This is a genomic window from Enterobacter cloacae complex sp. 677-3DZ2D5B (assembly GCF_004136695.1).
GTDB lineage: Bacteria > Pseudomonadota > Gammaproteobacteria > Enterobacterales > Enterobacteriaceae > Enterobacter > Enterobacter hormaechei_C.
On sequence record NZ_QFLS01000001.1, the window covers coordinates 288,764 to 306,078 of the forward strand.

The following is a 17,315-nucleotide window of genomic DNA, read 5'->3' on the forward strand; positions in this document are numbered from 1 at the left end:
TAAAGGAATAATAAAATGGCTTTTAATTCTATTTTCATTGGTAATAATGTCAAAGTTGAAATCGCAGAAGCTCCAGCTAATGGCGGTCAGGCAACTACTTTTACCGTTGTTGAAGAAGTTGGTGCGTTCCCCGCAGCAGCAGGTGCAGAATCTAATGTTGTTAGCGTAAACTCTTTCGGTCAACAGTACGCTAAGAAATTACTTGGTTCTCGTAGTGTTCCAGATTTAACACTGACTGTTAACTGGAAACCAGGTTCAACAGGTCAGGAACTACTTGCATCAGCAGCAGCTTCACAAAAATTAATGCAAGTTAAAGTAACCTATTTCCAAAACATCGCAGATCAAGACGGTCCTGCCTATTACAGTATTGTAAATGGTTACGTGAGTTCAGATGTAGTGAACGGTGATTTTGATGGTGTAGTTACTCGTGATTTCGTTGTATCTGTAACTGGTGCTCCAATCGCAGTTGGTGAAGTAACTGGTGCTTAATTACTAAATACTACAAACCAACTAAAAGGATAAAACAAAATGGATTTTTCTAATCTAATGAATACTATTGGTGTGAAACTAACACAAGTAGAACTAACACCAGAATGTACTGTGTATATCAAACTACCTTCCATTACCCAACATACAGAATGTACCGATCCATATAAGGCAATTTTCTATTGTGTAGTTGATGAGGACGGTAAACAGATTTTTGATTCACCTGAACAAGTTGAAGCAAAAGTAGATCTTACTGTACAACTAAAATTGAATGCTGAAATTGGAAACGTTTTCGCTAAATCCTTTAATGTTGAGGATGTAGAGGGAAAGTAAGACGCGATCCGACTCTCAAACTATCACTATCTTTATTGTATAAACACGGGTGTAGTGTGGATGAACTCTGCACTATGCCCGTTTTGCTTTTCTACTACCTATTAGTTTTTAAAGAAATCGTTGATCCTGAATCCTCACAGATAGAGCAAATCAGGCATACCGAACTACTACAGGCAATTTGGTTAAGTACAGGCAATATCAAGAAAGAAGATATACCTAAATTTAATATCTATGAACTCGACTCACTGAATATTATTTCAAATAAAACCTTAGCTGAACAACATGCAGAGAGGGAGAAGAAGATCGCTGAACAACAAAAAGCAAACATGCTTAATTGGATGGGAGTAAAGCCTAATGGCAAATAACAATAGACAATCAATGATCTTTGAAATCAATGGTGATGAATCAGGATTACAAAGATCACTAAAAAATGCAGCCAATGATATAGGTAACTTTGGTGATCAGGCAGGCGGAGTATTTGGTGGTATCAATACTGGCCTTTCTACTACCTCTAAAGCTATGTCTGGTTTCGCTGGTGCTGTAGGGGTCGCAGGTATCGCAATTGCTGCAACTATGGCAAAAGTACAGGAACAATCAGAAAAGGCGTTTGAAGTCTTTCAGGCAGCTTCACTATCACAGTCGGGTATATTACAGATTCAACAGACCGCTAATATGTTCGCTGCCGTTGGTCTTACTATGGATAACGTAGCGGACCAAATAAAAGACTCTAAGGATAAATTGGGCGATGCGATCACGAATAACGCAGGTTCTATGTTAACTGACGTAATTCAACCATTGAAGTTGAATATGTTCGAGTTACAGAAAGCAGCAGAAAACGGTGAAGATATTATTGCTAAGATTTACTATCAGGCTAAACAAATGGGATTCAGTCAATCCCAGATAGTAAACATGATGGAAACAGTTGCAAATGACGCGTCAAAACGCATGACTATATACCGAGAGTTCAATAGTGAACAAGAGTACCAAAACAGTCTTGCTAATGAATCTATTCAACTAACCGCAGAACAATCACGACAATTTGAAGAATACAGGGCTGCAACTAATAATTTATCCAGAGCCTGGGATACCTGGAAGAACTCAACGCTTGCACCTATCGCACAGAACCTTGCTGAAATTCTCGACTTAATGACGAAAATTATTAATAGTAAACCTGTTAATGCAGCGGCAGCAGCAGTTAGCAAAGAAGGTATTCAGGCTACTCAACAATACCAGCAGCAGTTTCAACAGCAGATACTAAAAAATTCTTCAATTTATGGTACTCAGATAGTAGCAGACCAGCAAAAGCAACAGGAGGAAAATAATAAAACCTTTGCAAACTTATTAGCAAACCTTGACGCGGCACATAACCTACTTGATAAACAGAAAGAAGAATATAATAAAGGCTCAGACAGAAGTGTTATTGATACTGCTTTAAAACCTTATCTTTCAGCAAAACAAAAAACACAGGCACAGATTGATACCCTTGATGCAACTCATGCACAATTACGAGCGACTATTAAAGATTCTTTAGTACGTGCTTATAAGGGTGATCAAGCGGCAATGAATGCCGATCTCGCTAAACTTGATGAAGGGTATAAAGCTAACCGTGAGAAGTTAGTAAAAAGCCTAACAGCCGATGAAGATAAAGCACGTGAAGACAAAGCTAAGAAAGATGAAGCAGCAGCCAAAAAAACACAAGCCGCACAAGACAAACTTAATGAACAAACTAAAAGAGCAAAGGCACTATTAGAACAGACGCTATCACAAATCGGTACTAATGAAGCCCAAATACGTATTACTCGTTTTAACTATGAACAAGACCAGATTGAAAAGCGTATACGTGAAGCAGGTAAATTAGCGGGAAGTACTGAATCTGAAATTACAGATATGTTATCCAAGCAATATGAAAGCCGTAAAACCAAGTACAAAGACATGGTTGATCAGATGCTTTCTGAAACTAACAGACTCAAACAGGCACAGAACATTGCAGCCATTGCTAACGATCCTAACGCAACAGCAGATGCTAAGGCACGAGCAGCGGCAGCGGGTACTACCTGGATGAATGACACGGTTAGTCAGGGCTTAGGGTACAATAACCCATTAGACTTTTCGCCAGATCCGGTACAGCACCAGAACATCAACACCGAAGAACAAGAGAACAAAGATGGGGCTAAGGCTCTATATGATGCCAAAGTACTTGGTTTCCAGGAGTACCAGGATCAGCTAACAGCGATTCAGGCCAACGCCGATATGAAACGTGGCCGATTAACCGCAGACGCACTAACCAGTACTTTAGGGATGTGGCAAACGGGAGCAGGTAACGTAGCGGATATCATGGCTGGTGTATTCGGTGAATCATCAGCAGCGGCTAAGGCAGCATTTGCCGTAAGTAAAGGTATTGCCATTGCTCAGGCAGTGATCAACATCCAGCAGGGTATATCCGAAGCTATCAAACTTGGTTGGCCTATGGGGATCGCAGCAGGTCTACAAGTAGCAGCTCAGGGTGCTTCTATTGTCCGTACTATCAAAGGTACAGCTATCCAGGGGCAAGCCCATGATGGTTGGGATTCACTACCAAGTACTGGTACATACAATCTTGAAAAAGGGGAACGTGTAGTAGGTAAATCACTAAATCAGGATTTAACAAAATACTTGAGTAATCAGGATGGTAGTAAATCAGGTGATATTAAGATTGATGCACCGTTAATTATTAATAGTAATGGTCAAATTTCTGATTCAGATTTCCAAAAGATGTGTGATAAACACGCTGATACTATCGTTCAGGCAACACGTAAATCTCAGAAGAATAACGTATAAATATCATATAGCCCACATGGATTGTGGGCTAACTATTAAAGGAATAATAATATGTTAAATAACACAATTATTAGTGAGTTCTTGTTGACGGATAATATACCGCAATACCAAAACCAAACATGGACAGGTGAAACTATTACACGTGTTGTTGGTTCGCAGTACTTTACCCTTAGCTTTAAAGTTACCTTGAACAAGATGAACCGTGCTGAACTCGCTAACTTCTACGCTTTATATGGTCAGGGCAAACCATTCTCTATGCCTCTTGGATGGTGGAGTACATACAACGGTACTCAAACATCACAAGTACAGGCAACAGCAGCAAGGGCAGCGGGGGCAACATCCATTGCCGTTAATGCTAATACACTTGAAGTTGGTACGTTAATTCAATTCAACGGACACAAGAAACTATACCGAATCATAGCCAACACTGGCAACGTGATTACTATCTTCCCTGGATTAATCAAAAACATCCAACTTGGGGAAGTAATGAAATATGACAATATTCAAGGTTCATTTATTCTTACACCACAGAACGCAGCATATCAGATGCCAAGTACAAACATTATGGAAGTGACAATAAATGCAACTGAAAACATCAGAGGTTAATTTATGTCTATTCCAAGCAATGTACTAACTAATGCGGATCTTGTCGCGTACTGGAACCTTACACGAGGCGATAACAAAACCGTACTAACAGAAAAAGAACTATATCAATGTGGTGTTATGGTAAAGCTCATAGATGTACTTCCACCTACCGGAAGTAACATATACCTAACTGATGCCATTGCCGATCAGAACTATAATGGAATTAACTATAAGTCTGTACCTGATTTCCTTGATTCATCATTTGCTAACTATGTAGAAAAGAACCAAATCAATAATAACGGTACTTCTTTGAAAGTAAGTAATGTAAGCCAGGATTATCTATCTATGGCATTACGCGGATTGTGGAATGATGCCAAAGTTAATATCTGGATGGGTATTGTTAACCCAGTTACAGGGGGCATTCTATATGCCTATCGTATGTTTAGTGGTTACATAGATTACTTTAGTTCAGACTTTAACAACACAACAGGTAATACCACAAATGAAACAACAGTAAATCTAAATTCATTGTGGAAGAAGTTAGACCAAACACAACGCCTGTTATCCAGTACATCAGTACACCAATCATTACACACTGGTGATAAGTTCTTTGACCTAATCGGAATACTAAATAGTTCAGAGCAATTCTGGAAGAGTAGTAAGAAATAATGAAAAACGGATTTATAACTGAGTACCTAAGTGGTTTAGTTGGTAAACCGTTAGTGTACGGTACTAATGATTGTCATATCATGGTGCTAACAGTAATTGATATGAGCACTGGCAGTAATTACCGTGATGAAATCTATCAGAAATACACAACACCAACAGCAGGTAGAAAATACGCAAAAGAAAACTGTAGTTATTCTACTCTACATCTATTGTGTAAAGAAAAAGGCCAATTAGTAACTGAACCACTTGATGGGGATATCATCATTTCATCAGGTCACAGTACAGTTTATTGGCGTGGGAAAGTCATTATTTTATCCGAGGATAAAACAAATTATATCGTATCTCAATATATCCCAAATGAAAAAGACAAAATATACAGATTTAAAGGGGAATAACTATGGCAGTAGCAGCAGTTGCCGTAGCTATTATCGCAGGGGCATCAGCAGCGGCAGCAGCATACGCAGCAGGTTTAGCTTTAGCAGCAGTAGTAGCTATAGGTATTGGTACAGCAGCACTATCTTACATTAGTTCATCACAGATGATGAATGTAGGCCAAATGGGGGTAACGTATCCGAGTACGGGTAGTAACAATGCCCGATCAACATCACCAAGTACTGGCATACCGATTTCATACGGTGGTTCTAACCGCAACGCAACAGAGGTAGCCTATAACAAGTTAGGCTCTATCGTCGTATGGCAGAACGTCTATAAAGGTACTTCAAACCAGTTATGTACGGTACATGCGATCAGTATCGGTGAAATCGGGCAAGTACCAGGGGAACAGTCACAAGGCGTAATCAAGCAGATCTATTTTGATAATGCTCCGGTACTACTGGATGGTGCGTACATCACCACAGAAGGGATCGTACCTACCTCAATGATGATTGAGAAGTACCGCAAATACTTACAGATTGAGGTACGTTTCGGTAAGCCGTCCTACGGTGGTTCTATGACGCTTGCCCGTCAATATGGCGGTAGTCAATGGACTGACAACATGCGTGGTGATGGTCTTGTACAGATCTGTACCGTAATCAAGAAAACCAACGATTCATTGATTGATGGGATTCTAACGAACCAGAACTATACGTTATCGGTAGAAATGCGTGGACGTATGATCTATGACTTAACTGATAATGTACGTAAACCAAGTTCAAACCCTCCAAGCCAACTATATGACTTTATCACTAATACAGAGTTTGGATTCGGCCTTGATCCTAATGATATTGATATTACCAGTTTCCGTAATATGGCAAACTATTGTGCTCAGAATCATTTCTATTCCAATGGTAATATTCAATATGATAAATCCTTTAAGGAAAACATTGAAAATATTCTACAAACATTTGGTGGTGTACTTTATGAATCAAATGGTAAGTACTATCTAACCGTTGATGCTCCAGATATTCCAAGTGTACATTTTGATGAAACAAATATTATTGGCAGTGTGAATATCACAACGGGTTCTAAGTCTGACTATTTTAATACAATGGACAGTACCTATACAAATCCAGGTAATGACTATTCGCAAGATATTATCCGTTATCCAAGTGATGCCATCGGTAACGCATCCATTGCTAAAGATGGTTATATTATCAAGAAGGATTTAAACTATCTTTGGGTACAGGATAAAAATCAGCTTGCTATTCTTAGTAACATTGAATTACTAAAATCTAAGTACATTACGAACACAATTACTTTCAATACCTATGTAACAGATATGAAAGTATATGATGTGTTTACTATTGATTTTAAAGAAGCTGGATTTAGTAATAACAAGTACAGATGTATTCAACGTACTGTACCAATGACCGTTGATAAAGCAGGCATTATCCAGATCACCGCGATTTCATACGATGATGGTATATATCAAGGAAAAGATCCGGGACAATTCCCCCAGGAAGGTTTGACTAATCTCCCTAACCCAACATACGTAGAACCGCCAAGTAACCTACAGGCTCAACGTTTAGGGGCAACGGCATCAGGTAACACCGTACTATTAACTTGGGATCTAAGTCAGGATACAACTGTACGAGGTTATAAGATTCGTTATAAACGCAGTGATTCCGGTGTGTGGATCAATATTGGTAACGTAGGCCAGTATTCTACGAGTTTTGAGATATTAAATCTTCTATATGGCGTACAGTACGATTTCGCTATTGAAGCGTACAACACATTGGGTTATTCATCTGATTTAGTAGCTATCTACAATCAAACACCACAAGTTATTTTTGCTCTACCTAAGATTACTAATCTTGATATGGTGAATGATGATATGGGTTTAAACCAGACATATGCTCAAGATTTTATTTTCCGTTGGGATGATCAGAGTAACTTAGCCGTTAATGGTAAAACCTTTGCCGATTTCTTCAAACACTATGAAATTCGTGTGTATGACCGATACAGGAACTACATCACATCGTACTACACCACTACGAGCAACTGGACGTACTCATATTCAATGAATACCAGTGATGGCCTAAGCCGTTACCGTGTGTTTGGGATTATCGCTCATGGTTGGGGTACTGGTATCTATAGTGAAGAAGTGCAGATTGAAGTTAGTAACCCACAACACCCACAATTGTTAGGTATCAATTTGAAGAGTGGTTATGATTCTGTGTTCATTGAGTGGACTGAATCAAACGTACCGGATTATGCGGGAATCGTTCTTCAAATCGCACTTGATGAGGGCTTTAGCTCAGGGTCGAAGTACTTTAGCAGTGCTAACCGTTATTCAGCATCATTCGCGATCGAGGACGGTTCATTTTTTGCACGTATTGCCGCTCAAGATATATTTGGGGCCGATGAACTTGTATGGTCGCCTACTATCGGTTTCAACCAGAATACGAAGGTTCCATACAGCAAATTGAATGAAGATGTTATTGATGGCCTACTTAATAGTGATACGGCTACTGGCATTGTTGAGAAACAGATCGTAGATGAACTTGGGTCACGCTGGCAGCTACAGGTATCAAACAACGGTAACGTAACGGGCATTGCTTTAGCCGCAGATGAAAAAACATCAGTGTTTACCGTTATGGCGGATCGCTTTAGTGTTATCAGTACGGATAGTGCCAAACTATCAGACAGGGTTTATCCACTTGTTGTTCAAAATGGGAAAGTTTTTCTTAACTCAGCAGTAATAGCCGATGCGAGTATCAATACAGTCCAAATTAACAACTTAGCAGTGACTACCGCCAAGATTCAAAACGCAGCTATTGATAATACTAAGATTGCCAATGCCGCTATTCGTAATGCACATATCATGAATGGTGAAATTGACTCAGCGAAGATAAGCCAGCAGATACAATCCAGTAATTGGGATGGTACGAATGGTTGGATGATTAACAAGAACGGTACAGCCAACTTTGGTAACGCTACTATTCGAGGTACAATTTTTGCGAACAGTGGGGTACTCAACAACGTTACTATCAATGAAAACTGTAACATTCTTGGTACGTTGAGTGCCGCACGTATCGTAGGTGATATTTGCCGTCCACAATCGACGGGTATCAACCCTGTACCGTTTATCTTTGGTTCACGTACTGTTTCAGGTGGTCAGGCCGCATTAGATCCAGTAGCTAACCAACACTATGTAGCGTTGCGTATTCGTGGTGAAGATTTCCCACGTTACTTTGATAGTGATTTATCAATTAGCTTGACCTCATATGAACGTCAATACTTCTATATTCGTATGGGTGGTGATGGAATTGGTTTAACTAACTTGTTCTATTATGATGCTGGTAACGGCGGTAGTTCTACATCGTTCAGATTAAATTCTATATATGTACCGCCTGTTGGTCGTGGAAATTGGAACTATATCTATGTGATGTGTACAACTTCACGTAGTGGAATTGCTTCACTTAGTGTTCCTGCTAACTGGTCTTCATTCTTATATCGTGCTGGTGATCAACCTTTATATAATGCGTAATAAATACTAATACCAAATAATACGTAGGAACATAAATGGACATCTTAACAATTGGTTCATTGATTGTTTCAGCTTTAGTATTGTGCTGGACTGTTTATAGGGATTTTACATCTGACTCAGACGAATTAGATGCACGTATTTCTACCGTTGAAACGAAAGTTGCTTTGATGGATCAGTCTCTAACTTCGCTTGAGCAGGAACAAGATCAAATGAAGAAGACATTAAAAAATTTAGAAGATAGTGTACATATGCTTGATATTAAAATTGAGCGTGTCATTACAATGCTTGAAACGCTAAAAAATAAAAGGGGCTAAATAGCCCCTTTTTTATTTGTTGGTGAGTTCTGCAATCATCTGATCTACTCGTGATTTGGTTTGTCTGTACCAGAGTGAATCCTTAGCCTGTACAATCGCTTCTTTATATTTTTTATCACGTAAGGCTTGAATCATCTTTCTGAACTTTAAAGTACCTGATAGGCCAAGTTGAAAGACCATAATGATCATGAAGTCCTGCCAGTCAGCAGGCAAATCTAATTCTAATGAGCAAACAGCAGACTTAGCAGTACTGATATCTTCTTCTAACATCCGTTCGGCTTGTTCTGGTGTAATACCGTTTGGATATGATTCACCAGCTTTTAGTAGTCGACCGTACCCAATAGTTGGATAACCAAGACTATCTTTATATGTCCAAAATTTACCATTCTTAAAATAACCAACTTTAATTTGATAGGCAATTGATCCCTCATAGCTAATTAGCCTGTTTTTTAAATCCATTAAATAAATACCTTATAACAATTATCATAGGGTATTTATATGAAGCAATGGATTTACAATGATGATTGGAGTGAGGAAGAATTAACAAACGGTAGTTATGTAGGATTCGTGTACTTGTTCCAGTTCGAAGACAGTACTTTTTATATAGGTAGTAAACAGATGTATAAGAGAGTTAAGGACGTTAAGAAACTAAAAGCTAATTCTGTTGAAAATGGATGGCGTGAGTACAGTTCAAGTTCAAAGATAGTTAATCAAAAGATAGAAGATGGCTTAGATTATACTCGTACCATTTTGTGGGCTTTTCCATCAATGAAAGAAACACTATTTGTAGAAACAGCACTTATCATTAATCAGGGATTGAAAACGGGAAATATTAATCTTTCCGTTATGCATAAGGCACGTTTGCCAAGTGGAAAGGATGCAGTACGTATACGTGGAATCCTTCAATCATTATATGAATTACTAAATTAAGGATGATTTATGGCATGGCGTAGAGGCAATAGCCCAAATGATATGAGGCGTTTTATAAACAACAACAGCCCAGCGATAGGGCAAGAGTTCAAAAAAGAACTAAGTAACCGTATGCGTATAGTTACCCAACATATGCAACGTAAAGTAGATAATGATGTAGCAGGTGGTGGTGTACCGTTTACTGGTAAGAGTATGTACTTTAATTTTAAAAAGATTAGTGACTACAAGACCGTAAACCAGATCATAGTACTACCTAACCAAACCTCATACTTGAAGTACATTCTTGATCCTGCCTACAGACACGTTAATGAAGGTAAAATTATTCCGTATAAGAACGCTAAGTTAACGAAGCAGGGGAACATTACACAGCTACGTTCAAGAACTCAGACTGATAAATACAAAAAGGTAAAGAGCAAGAACGGCACTACGTACTTGATCGATACTACCAAGAAATCCTCTAAACGTAATCCTAAACTGGCACGTGAAAAGAGGGTTATTGGTTACTATGGTTCCGTAGGCAGAAAACCATTATTTGATTTCTACGATGAAACCGAGAAAAAAGTAATAGAACAATTAAGAACATTACGCGGTACGTTTGATTACCGTTGGAGGAATTAAGATGGATAACTTAGAAAATTTCCCATGTTATGATCATTCTGTACTAACAGATTTTTCTTTTCAGACAATCCAACCAGTAAGTGTAACAATACCATATGATAAAGCACTATCTGGTAGTAAGCTCATAAAAAAGAAAGTAGATAAAACAAAAGGCGATTTAGTCGTATATAGCTTTCATCATCATACAAAACCTAACGTAAGTGATGGTGATGTACTAATGGTAGAATTGCTAAAAGATAAAATAGACGTTCAGGTACTGCTATCTTATAACCACATCTACAAAGGTCATCGCGTATTTTCTTGTGTTTGCCAAATACAATAAGGACTAATTATGATTGGTGTAATAGTAGAACTACTAACAAAAGGTGTGGACTTCTTTCTAAAGCGTAAAACGATAGAACAGGAAGTGCAGAAAACAAATACTGAAGGACAAATAGAAACCAACAAAGAAGAGATCGAAAAGGTTACTTTCCACTGGCGTAATGCTCTTGGATTTGTGATTACCTTAATCATCCTCTATAACTGGATCATAGTACCAGTACTGGATGCTTTCGGTATCGTGGTTATTCAAGTACCATTAGGACAACTTTTGCAGGTGCTATTGATTATGGTTGGAGCGAATTAGGCCGGAGATCCGGCCTGAATTTACTTAACAACCATTGTTAAATTAACTTGGTTTTGTTCTGAATTGATTTTATCAATGGTTTTTTTTAAATAATCAAAGTCTGGTGTGGAGCCGCAAATCTTCATTAATTCTGCACCGATAGGTGAAAGCAATGCTTGACCTGTTGAAAATGACCAAGTGGTTGGATCATCATTCTTAAATTCAACTTTAATAGGGATTCCATAATAATGGATATGACCTATTTTTTGCATAAAAGTTAAATTATAACCAAATCCTTGTTGAATCACCCCTAATGAGTCCAATAATGCAAGTTGATCGAATGTCATTCCTTCTGTGCCACCATTCTTATCATGGGTAAGAATTGGTGTAAGGTTGCTTGCTTGCCAAACAAATTTGCCAAAGAATGTGATCAGATTCGCTTCTTCTTTGTTTAAGGTAGATAGCAGTTTTAAGGTTCTGCGACTAAATGATCCTTTAAATTTGGCTTCTTCAGATAAAATCCTTCCCCAGAGTGTTTGCATTTGTTCATCATTAATGTCTTCACATTCTTTGAAGAAAGCCTCTATCCAATCCTCGTCGATATCTGTAACGTTGTCAGTCTCTGAGAGATTTTGTGCTGCTTGTATTGTAATGTTTTCAATGTTTTCTTGTCGTTTAGTTTCACGCTTTAGAAAACGCTCAACTGCTCGTTTTTCTATTCCCTCAAGCTCTAACCTTGAAATTAACTCAGTACGTTTAGCCTCAGCTTCAGCTTTTGCTTTTTTGCGTATTCTTGTTGGTTCGTAAAGTACTCCGATGGCATCGCTTACTTTTTCAATAAGTTTTGTTCCTGGCTGAGATAACCCGGAAAGACTTAAATCGATAAGACTCATTATGACCCCCCTAAATACCCGTACAACAACTGTACAGGGGTATTTTATGGCAAGGATTACCAAAAAGGAATCAGCATTACACATTCAAGTAATGGATCTCATCCATTCTGATAAGCATCTAACACAAGATGATAAGGAATTCATATTCACCAATTATAAGGGGGATGGCATTGGTGCTACTGGTGCTTTCTTCACACCTGAATTTTTAGCATGGGACTTCATACTTGATGCTGGTTGTACTGGTGACTGTATCGAACTATGTGCGGGTATCGGTCGCCTCAGTTACTACCAGTACTTAAGAAACAACCCAACACACATTACCTGTGTTGAACTAAATCCAGAGTACGTAATGATCGGGAAGAGGGTACTACCAGAGGCAGAATGGATCATTGGTGACGCTCTCCAGTACTCACCAGACCGTTTCTATGATGTTGCCTATGGCAATCCACCTTTCGGTAAGATCAACACTTCAGAAGCGTATACAGGCCGTTATACAGGCTCAGAGTTTGAATACAAGGTGATTGAACATGCAAGTACCTTATCCTCATATGGGGTATGGATAGTACCGCAGGGTTCAGCAGGATTTAAGTACTCTGGACATAGGTACTATGACGCTACAGTACAGACATCCAAGTACCAGAAGTTTGTTCATGATACAGGGTACAGGTTTCAACCAGGGGTGGGGATTGATACCAGTATCTACAAGGACGAATGGAACGGTACGAAGGTAGTCTGTGAGGTTGTGACGGTTGAGTACTAAAAATGTGATTTTAAGCAAGCGTAACGCTACATATTGTGTCTATACTTACTTATTGCACCACATGGTGTATTTCACACAGCAGGTAACTTGTATGGGTAAGAACCAACATGTAGTAACGCATCCTGATGGATGGGCTGTAAAAGGTGAAGGTAATGAACGAGCAACTTCTGTACATTCAACGCAAGCTGAAGCTATAGAAGCTGCTCGTGAGATAGCTCGACATCAACAAAGTGAATTGTTAATTCATGGACGTGATGGGCAGATTCGTTCTCGTGACTCATATGGCAACGATCCATATCCGCCTAAGGGATAAATATCAGTAAAGCAAAAGAGGCCATCGGCCTCTTTTTTTTGTCTTTTCAATAGATAACGGTGAGCGAAGATTAATCAGCCGGATTTTATTTCTTGATTTTTCGGGCAGCCCAGGGAGACAAAGCCGATTTTCGGCGGGTGCGTAACATTGCTCATAGGTTAAAAATTCATCAATTATGGAGTTATCAGGGCGGGATTTTACAGCGTATCGCAGGGGATTTATACACTCTTGATGGCGCAGTTGAGGCCGGCAATCGTTGTAACATTGTAAAGAATGTTAATCAGTTATCGTTTATTGATCCCAGGCATTACATTGTACAAAAAATGACCTTATTCTTAATGAGGTAACATGGCTGACAGAGGAGGAATAGCATGTCCGTTGACAGACTGAAACGCGATCTGCTTAACAAGATGATCAACGCCCGAATCGACCTGGCTGCATATCTGCAACTCCGCAAGGCGAAAGGGTATATGTCAGTCAGCGAAAGCGAAAATCTGCGTGATAACTTCTTTGAACTTTGCAATTTCATGCGTGAAAAAGCACCCATCCTGAAAGCGCACTACGCTGAAAGCGAATTAGTGGCGCTGCGCCGCGCCGCCGAGGTGCTCTCCATCGCCGGGGTCTGTTTGATGAACGGACGTCATGACTGCCCGAATTTTATTGCCGTTAACGCGGAGAAGCTTGAAAACTGCCTGACCACGCTCGCGCTTTGCATCATGTGTCTGAACAAGCCGGAAACGCTTGCCCGGCACTGAACCCGGGGGAGGCAACTCCCCCTTCTGATTAAGCTTTTGTAAAAGTGGTAACGCACCCGGGAACAGTGGCTAATCTTTAAGCCATATGTCGATAAAGGAGTGCGTTATGCCTCGATCCTCGCTGATTTTCCTTCCAGTCTTGTTATTCCCGCTTTCACTGCTTGCAGCGCCTGAGACGGTTAAGGTCGACGTGCTACAGACAAAACTGGATCACCCCTGGTCGCTGGCGTTTCTGCCAGATAACAAGGGGCTGCTCATCACGCTCAAAGACGGGCAGCTTAAGCACTGGCAGGCAGGGAAAGGGCTCTCCGATCCGATTGTCGGCGTGCCGAAAGTGTGGGCGAGCGGCCAGGGCGGACTGCTGGACGTCGCGCTGGCCCCGGATTTTGCACAATCACGGCGGGTCTGGCTCAGCTTCGCCGAGGCAGGTAATGATGGCAAAGCGGGTACCGCGGTGGGCTATGGGCGGTTGAGCGATGACCTGTCGCGCATTGAGGGCTTCCAGGTGGTGTTCCGACAGATGCCGAAGCTCTCTACCGGCAACCACTTTGGCGGACGGCTGGTGTTCGACGGCAAAGGCCATCTCTTTATTGGCCTGGGTGAAAACAACCAGCGCCCGACGGCGCAGGATCTGGACAAGCTTCAGGGCAAGGTGGTGCGCCTGACGGAGGACGGAAAAGTGCCACCGGATAATCCGTTTGTGAACACCGCCGGAGCGCGCCCGGAAATCTGGTCCTATGGCATTCGCAACCCGCAGGGAATGGCGATGAACCCGTGGAGTGACACGCTGTGGCTCAACGAACACGGACCACGCGGTGGGGATGAGATTAACATTCCTGAGAAGGGCAAAAACTACGGCTGGCCCCTGGCGACGCACGGGATCAATTACAGCGGGCTGAAAATCCCGGAAGCGAAAGGCGAGCACGTTGAGGGCACTGAAAAACCGCTGTTTGTCTGGAAAGTGTCGCCCGCCGTCAGCGGCATGGCGTTCTACAACAGCGACGTCTTCCCGCAGTGGAAAAACAAGCTGTTTATCGGCGCGCTGAAGGAGAAAGACGTCATCGTGCTGAGCGTGAAGGGCAATAGCGTGACGGAGGATGGGCGAATTCTTGGGGATAAAGATCAGCGTATCCGCGATGTGCGCGTCGGGCCGGATGGTTATCTGTACGTGCTGACCGACGAGACGGACGGGCAGCTTTGGAAAGTCAGCCCGTCCGGGTCGTAATCAGGTCACCGGGATCATCACCACGTTGCGATACGCCGGGCGCTCGCTGAGCTGCTGGATCCAGCGCTCAAGGTGAGGGCGCGGGGTCCAGCTGAGACCCATGTTAGTGAGGTTCCAGACGAAGGGGGCGACGGCGATATCGCCCACGCCGAACGTGTCGCCGGAGAACCAGGTATGCTTCGCCAGTTCGTCGTCCATCATCGCAAACAGCGACTCACACGCATCCTGGGCGGCATGAATGGCGGGATAATCACGATCGGCTTCCGGCGTACGGATAAGCCCCATCAGGATCACGCGGTGCGTGGGGGAAAGCGTCTGGTTTGCCCAGTCCATCCATTTTTCGCCCTGCGCGCGCTGGGCCGGATTTTCAACCCACAGGCGACCCTGGCCGTACTGCGCGGCAAGATAACGCACAATGGTATTGGACTCCCACAGCGTGGCGTCTGTCTCGTCATCGCGCAGCAACGGCACCAGCCCGTTTGGGTTCATCGCCAGATAGTCGGCGTCTTTATTCACCCCGAACGCCATGCCAGCCATAATTTGGTTGAACGGTAAATCCAGCTCCTCCAGCGTCCAGAGCACTTTCTTCACGTTAGTCGAATTGTTCCTGCCCCACAGCGTAATCATATTTACTCCCGATGAGATGTGAATCCGAGTCAGCTTTTCGCCATGGTGAGATAAACCTAACAATTACGCAACAGATGCTAAAAAAAACGCCGCAATCAAAGCGTATCTGAATGTTATTGCATAAACTTTAAAAACTTTACCTGGAACAGGTTTCTTTGAAGGCTGTAGTGCGCTATTACTCATCGCTTCTTGCGACACGGTGATTGTGACGTGATTTTTAGAATGGACACTCGGGTGGCATTTATGACGCAAAAAACTTCTTCTCTGCGCAGCCTGGCGGCAGGCTCGGCGCTGCTTTTCCTTTTTGCCCCAACGCTTCATGCGGCGGAACAGACAGCGCCCGAAGCGCCGCCTGTTGATGCGCGCGCCTGGATCCTGATGGATTACGCCAGCGGGAAAGTGCTGGCGGAAGGTAACGCCGACGAAAAACTCGACCCGGCGAGCCTGACGAAAATTATGACCAGCTATGTGGTCGGCCAGGCGTTAAAAGCAGGCAAGATCAAGCTGAATGACATGGTCACCGTCGGGAAAGATGCCTGGGCGACCGGTAACCCGGCGCTGCGCGGCTCGTCCGTGATGTTCCTGAAGCCCGGTGATCAGGTCTCCGTTTCCGATCTGAATAAAGGGGTCATTATTCAGTCGGGAAATGATGCCTGTATTGCGCTGGCCGATTACGTCGCGGGCAGTCAGGACTCGTTTATTGGGCTGATGAATGGCTACGCGAAAAAACTGGGTCTGACCAATACCACCTTTAAAACCGTTCACGGCCTGGATGCGCCGGGTCAGTTCAGTACCGCGCGCGATATGGCGCTGCTGGGCAAAGCGCTGATCCATGACGTTCCGGATGAGTACGCCATCCATAAAGAGAAAGAGTTTACCTTCAATAATATTCGCCAGCCTAACCGTAACCGCCTGCTCTGGAGCAGTAACGTTAACGTGGACGGCATGAAAACCGGTACAACTGCCGGGGCCGGATACAACCTGGTGGCTTCTGCGACGCAGGGCGATATGCGCCTGATCTCGGTGGTGCTGGGCACGAAAACCGACCGCATTCGTTTTAACGAGTCAGAAAAACTGCTGACCTGGGGTTTCCGCTTCTTTGAAACCGTCACGCCGATTAAGCCGGACGCCACCTTCGTCAGCCAGCGCGTCTGGTTTGGTGATAAAAGTGAAGTAAACCTGGGGGCAGGTGAAGCGGGGTCCGTCACCATTCCACGCGGCCAGCTGAAAAACCTGAAAGCCAGCTATACCCTGACCGAGCCACAGCTGACCGCGCCGTTAAAAAAAGGCCAGGTGGTCGGGACGATAGATTTCCAGCTTAACGGCAAATCCATTGAGCAGCGTCCGCTGGTGGTAATGGAAGCGGTGGAAGAGGGCGGCTTCTTCAGCCGGATATGGGACTTTGTGTTAATGAAATTCCACGGCTGGTTTGGCAGCTGGTTCAGCTAAGTTTTTGCC

Annotated in this window: 21 protein-coding genes; 18 read left to right on the forward strand and 3 right to left on the reverse strand. The window is 42.5% G+C overall.

Annotated features, from left to right (window positions below):
* Window positions 1-15 precede the first annotated feature (15 nt).
* Genes DD597_RS01420 through DD597_RS01460 form a run of 9 tightly spaced genes read left to right on the forward strand, consistent with a single transcriptional unit; the run spans window position 16 to window position 9,132 of the window.
* Entirely contained in the window at window positions 16-489 is a 474-nt protein-coding gene (locus tag DD597_RS01420; protein ID WP_072051590.1) for a hypothetical protein, read from the forward strand.
* Window positions 490-528: 39 nt separating this feature from the next.
* Window positions 529-819, forward strand: a complete 291-nt coding sequence (locus tag DD597_RS01425; protein WP_045143191.1) for a hypothetical protein — start codon at window positions 529-531, stop codon at window positions 817-819.
* A 56-nt stretch (window positions 820-875) separates the two neighbouring features.
* Window positions 876-1,184: a hypothetical protein gene (locus DD597_RS01430; RefSeq protein ID WP_127348488.1), complete on the forward strand. Its 309-nt coding sequence runs from the start codon at window positions 876-878 to the stop codon at window positions 1,182-1,184.
* Window positions 1,174-3,636 (forward strand): hypothetical protein, encoded by a 2,463-nt coding sequence (locus DD597_RS01435; protein ID WP_045618113.1) that lies wholly within the window; start codon window positions 1,174-1,176, stop codon window positions 3,634-3,636. The genes DD597_RS01430 and DD597_RS01435 overlap by 11 nt, the downstream gene beginning before the upstream one ends.
* A gap of 51 nt (window positions 3,637-3,687) precedes the next feature.
* The gene (locus tag DD597_RS01440; RefSeq protein ID WP_045618115.1) at window positions 3,688-4,242 is read left to right on the forward strand and encodes a hypothetical protein; all 555 of its coding nucleotides are present in this window, start codon (window positions 3,688-3,690) and stop codon (window positions 4,240-4,242) included.
* A gap of 3 nt (window positions 4,243-4,245) precedes the next feature.
* A complete protein-coding gene (locus tag DD597_RS01445) occupies window positions 4,246-4,890 on the forward strand; it encodes a hypothetical protein (protein WP_052686706.1) in 645 nt (214 codons plus the stop codon).
* Entirely contained in the window at window positions 4,890-5,285 is a 396-nt protein-coding gene (locus DD597_RS01450; RefSeq protein WP_129255893.1) for a hypothetical protein, read from the forward strand. Before DD597_RS01445 ends, DD597_RS01450 begins: the two co-directional genes overlap by 1 nt.
* A 2-nt stretch (window positions 5,286-5,287) precedes the next feature.
* On the forward strand, window positions 5,288-8,818 hold the full coding sequence (locus tag DD597_RS01455) for a fibronectin type III domain-containing protein (protein WP_129255894.1): 3,531 nt from the start codon (window positions 5,288-5,290) through the stop codon (window positions 8,816-8,818).
* Between the two features lie 35 nt (window positions 8,819-8,853).
* A complete protein-coding gene (locus DD597_RS01460; RefSeq protein WP_028018548.1) occupies window positions 8,854-9,132 on the forward strand; it encodes a hypothetical protein in 279 nt (92 codons plus the stop codon).
* A gap of 12 nt (window positions 9,133-9,144) precedes the next feature.
* On the opposite strand, the gene DD597_RS01465 is transcribed toward DD597_RS01460, so the two are convergent.
* Window positions 9,145-9,591 carry a glycoside hydrolase family protein gene (locus DD597_RS01465; protein ID WP_045618121.1) on the reverse strand — a complete coding sequence of 149 codons (447 nt, stop codon included), beginning with the start codon at window positions 9,589-9,591 and terminating at the stop codon, window positions 9,145-9,147.
* A gap of 39 nt (window positions 9,592-9,630) precedes the next feature.
* Here DD597_RS01465 and DD597_RS01470 point away from each other — a divergent pair, with 39 nt between their 5' ends.
* Genes DD597_RS01470 through DD597_RS01485 form a run of 4 tightly spaced genes read left to right on the forward strand, consistent with a single transcriptional unit; the run spans window position 9,631 to window position 11,305 of the window.
* The gene (locus DD597_RS01470) at window positions 9,631-10,062 is read left to right on the forward strand and encodes a hypothetical protein (protein ID WP_045618123.1); all 432 of its coding nucleotides are present in this window, start codon (window positions 9,631-9,633) and stop codon (window positions 10,060-10,062) included.
* A 9-nt stretch (window positions 10,063-10,071) separates the two neighbouring features.
* Window positions 10,072-10,680, forward strand: a complete 609-nt coding sequence (locus DD597_RS01475; RefSeq protein ID WP_045618125.1) for a hypothetical protein — start codon at window positions 10,072-10,074, stop codon at window positions 10,678-10,680.
* 1 nt (window position 10,681) lies between these two features.
* Window positions 10,682-11,002 (forward strand): hypothetical protein, encoded by a 321-nt coding sequence (locus DD597_RS01480; protein WP_100152823.1) that lies wholly within the window; start codon window positions 10,682-10,684, stop codon window positions 11,000-11,002.
* 9 nt (window positions 11,003-11,011) lie between these two features.
* Window positions 11,012-11,305 carry a 3TM-type holin gene (locus tag DD597_RS01485; protein ID WP_045618127.1) on the forward strand — a complete coding sequence of 98 codons (294 nt, stop codon included), beginning with the start codon at window positions 11,012-11,014 and terminating at the stop codon, window positions 11,303-11,305.
* 20 nt (window positions 11,306-11,325) lie between these two features.
* Here DD597_RS01485 and DD597_RS01490 read toward each other — a convergent pair whose 3' ends face one another.
* On the reverse strand, window positions 11,326-12,177 hold the full coding sequence (locus DD597_RS01490; protein WP_045618129.1) for a DUF2806 domain-containing protein: 852 nt from the start codon (window positions 12,175-12,177) through the stop codon (window positions 11,326-11,328).
* A gap of 46 nt (window positions 12,178-12,223) precedes the next feature.
* Here DD597_RS01490 and DD597_RS01495 point away from each other — a divergent pair, with 46 nt between their 5' ends.
* From DD597_RS01495 to DD597_RS01510, 4 genes are all read left to right on the forward strand, one after another.
* Window positions 12,224-12,937, forward strand: coding sequence for a methyltransferase (locus DD597_RS01495; RefSeq protein ID WP_045618131.1), 714 nt, complete (start codon window positions 12,224-12,226; stop codon window positions 12,935-12,937).
* A 91-nt stretch (window positions 12,938-13,028) separates the two neighbouring features.
* Window positions 13,029-13,250, forward strand: a complete 222-nt coding sequence (locus tag DD597_RS01500) for a DUF2188 domain-containing protein (protein WP_072051591.1) — start codon at window positions 13,029-13,031, stop codon at window positions 13,248-13,250.
* A gap of 371 nt (window positions 13,251-13,621) precedes the next feature.
* On the forward strand, window positions 13,622-14,005 hold the full coding sequence (gene bssR / locus DD597_RS01505) for a biofilm formation regulator BssR (protein WP_045336953.1): 384 nt from the start codon (window positions 13,622-13,624) through the stop codon (window positions 14,003-14,005).
* 106 nt (window positions 14,006-14,111) lie between these two features.
* Window positions 14,112-15,230, forward strand: a complete 1,119-nt coding sequence (locus DD597_RS01510) for a PQQ-dependent sugar dehydrogenase (protein WP_022650676.1) — start codon at window positions 14,112-14,114, stop codon at window positions 15,228-15,230.
* On the opposite strand, the gene DD597_RS01515 is transcribed toward DD597_RS01510, so the two are convergent.
* Window positions 15,231-15,857: a glutathione S-transferase family protein gene (locus tag DD597_RS01515; protein ID WP_003858411.1), complete on the reverse strand. Its 627-nt coding sequence runs from the start codon at window positions 15,855-15,857 to the stop codon at window positions 15,231-15,233. It abuts the gene before it with no gap.
* Window positions 15,858-16,100: 243 nt separating this feature from the next.
* Here DD597_RS01515 and dacC point away from each other — a divergent pair, with 243 nt between their 5' ends.
* Window positions 16,101-17,306, forward strand: a complete 1,206-nt coding sequence (dacC, locus tag DD597_RS01520) for a serine-type D-Ala-D-Ala carboxypeptidase (RefSeq protein WP_022650677.1) — start codon at window positions 16,101-16,103, stop codon at window positions 17,304-17,306.
* Window positions 17,307-17,315 lie beyond the last annotated feature (9 nt).

Coding starts and splice junctions, on each gene's coding strand:
- DD597_RS01515 (WP_003858411.1), bottom strand. CDS start 15,857: ATGATTACGCTGTGGGGCAGGAACAATTCGACTAACGTGAAGAAAGTG.
- DD597_RS01465 (WP_045618121.1), bottom strand. CDS start 9,591: ATGGATTTAAAAAACAGGCTAATTAGCTATGAGGGATCAATTGCCTAT.
- DD597_RS01440 (WP_045618115.1), top strand. CDS start 3,688: ATGTTAAATAACACAATTATTAGTGAGTTCTTGTTGACGGATAATATA.
- bssR (WP_045336953.1), top strand. CDS start 13,622: ATGTCCGTTGACAGACTGAAACGCGATCTGCTTAACAAGATGATCAAC.
- DD597_RS01500 (WP_072051591.1), top strand. CDS start 13,029: ATGGGTAAGAACCAACATGTAGTAACGCATCCTGATGGATGGGCTGTA.
- DD597_RS01485 (WP_045618127.1), top strand. CDS start 11,012: ATGATTGGTGTAATAGTAGAACTACTAACAAAAGGTGTGGACTTCTTT.
- DD597_RS01420 (WP_072051590.1), top strand. CDS start 16: ATGGCTTTTAATTCTATTTTCATTGGTAATAATGTCAAAGTTGAAATC.
- DD597_RS01455 (WP_129255894.1), top strand. CDS start 5,288: ATGGCAGTAGCAGCAGTTGCCGTAGCTATTATCGCAGGGGCATCAGCA.
- dacC (WP_022650677.1), top strand. CDS start 16,101: ATGACGCAAAAAACTTCTTCTCTGCGCAGCCTGGCGGCAGGCTCGGCG.
- DD597_RS01490 (WP_045618129.1), bottom strand. CDS start 12,177: ATGAGTCTTATCGATTTAAGTCTTTCCGGGTTATCTCAGCCAGGAACA.
- DD597_RS01510 (WP_022650676.1), top strand. CDS start 14,112: ATGCCTCGATCCTCGCTGATTTTCCTTCCAGTCTTGTTATTCCCGCTT.
- DD597_RS01460 (WP_028018548.1), top strand. CDS start 8,854: ATGGACATCTTAACAATTGGTTCATTGATTGTTTCAGCTTTAGTATTG.
- DD597_RS01435 (WP_045618113.1), top strand. CDS start 1,174: ATGGCAAATAACAATAGACAATCAATGATCTTTGAAATCAATGGTGAT.
- DD597_RS01475 (WP_045618125.1), top strand. CDS start 10,072: ATGGCATGGCGTAGAGGCAATAGCCCAAATGATATGAGGCGTTTTATA.
- DD597_RS01425 (WP_045143191.1), top strand. CDS start 529: ATGGATTTTTCTAATCTAATGAATACTATTGGTGTGAAACTAACACAA.
- DD597_RS01480 (WP_100152823.1), top strand. CDS start 10,682: ATGGATAACTTAGAAAATTTCCCATGTTATGATCATTCTGTACTAACA.
- DD597_RS01470 (WP_045618123.1), top strand. CDS start 9,631: ATGAAGCAATGGATTTACAATGATGATTGGAGTGAGGAAGAATTAACA.
- DD597_RS01450 (WP_129255893.1), top strand. CDS start 4,890: ATGAAAAACGGATTTATAACTGAGTACCTAAGTGGTTTAGTTGGTAAA.
- DD597_RS01445 (WP_052686706.1), top strand. CDS start 4,246: ATGTCTATTCCAAGCAATGTACTAACTAATGCGGATCTTGTCGCGTAC.
- DD597_RS01495 (WP_045618131.1), top strand. CDS start 12,224: ATGGCAAGGATTACCAAAAAGGAATCAGCATTACACATTCAAGTAATG.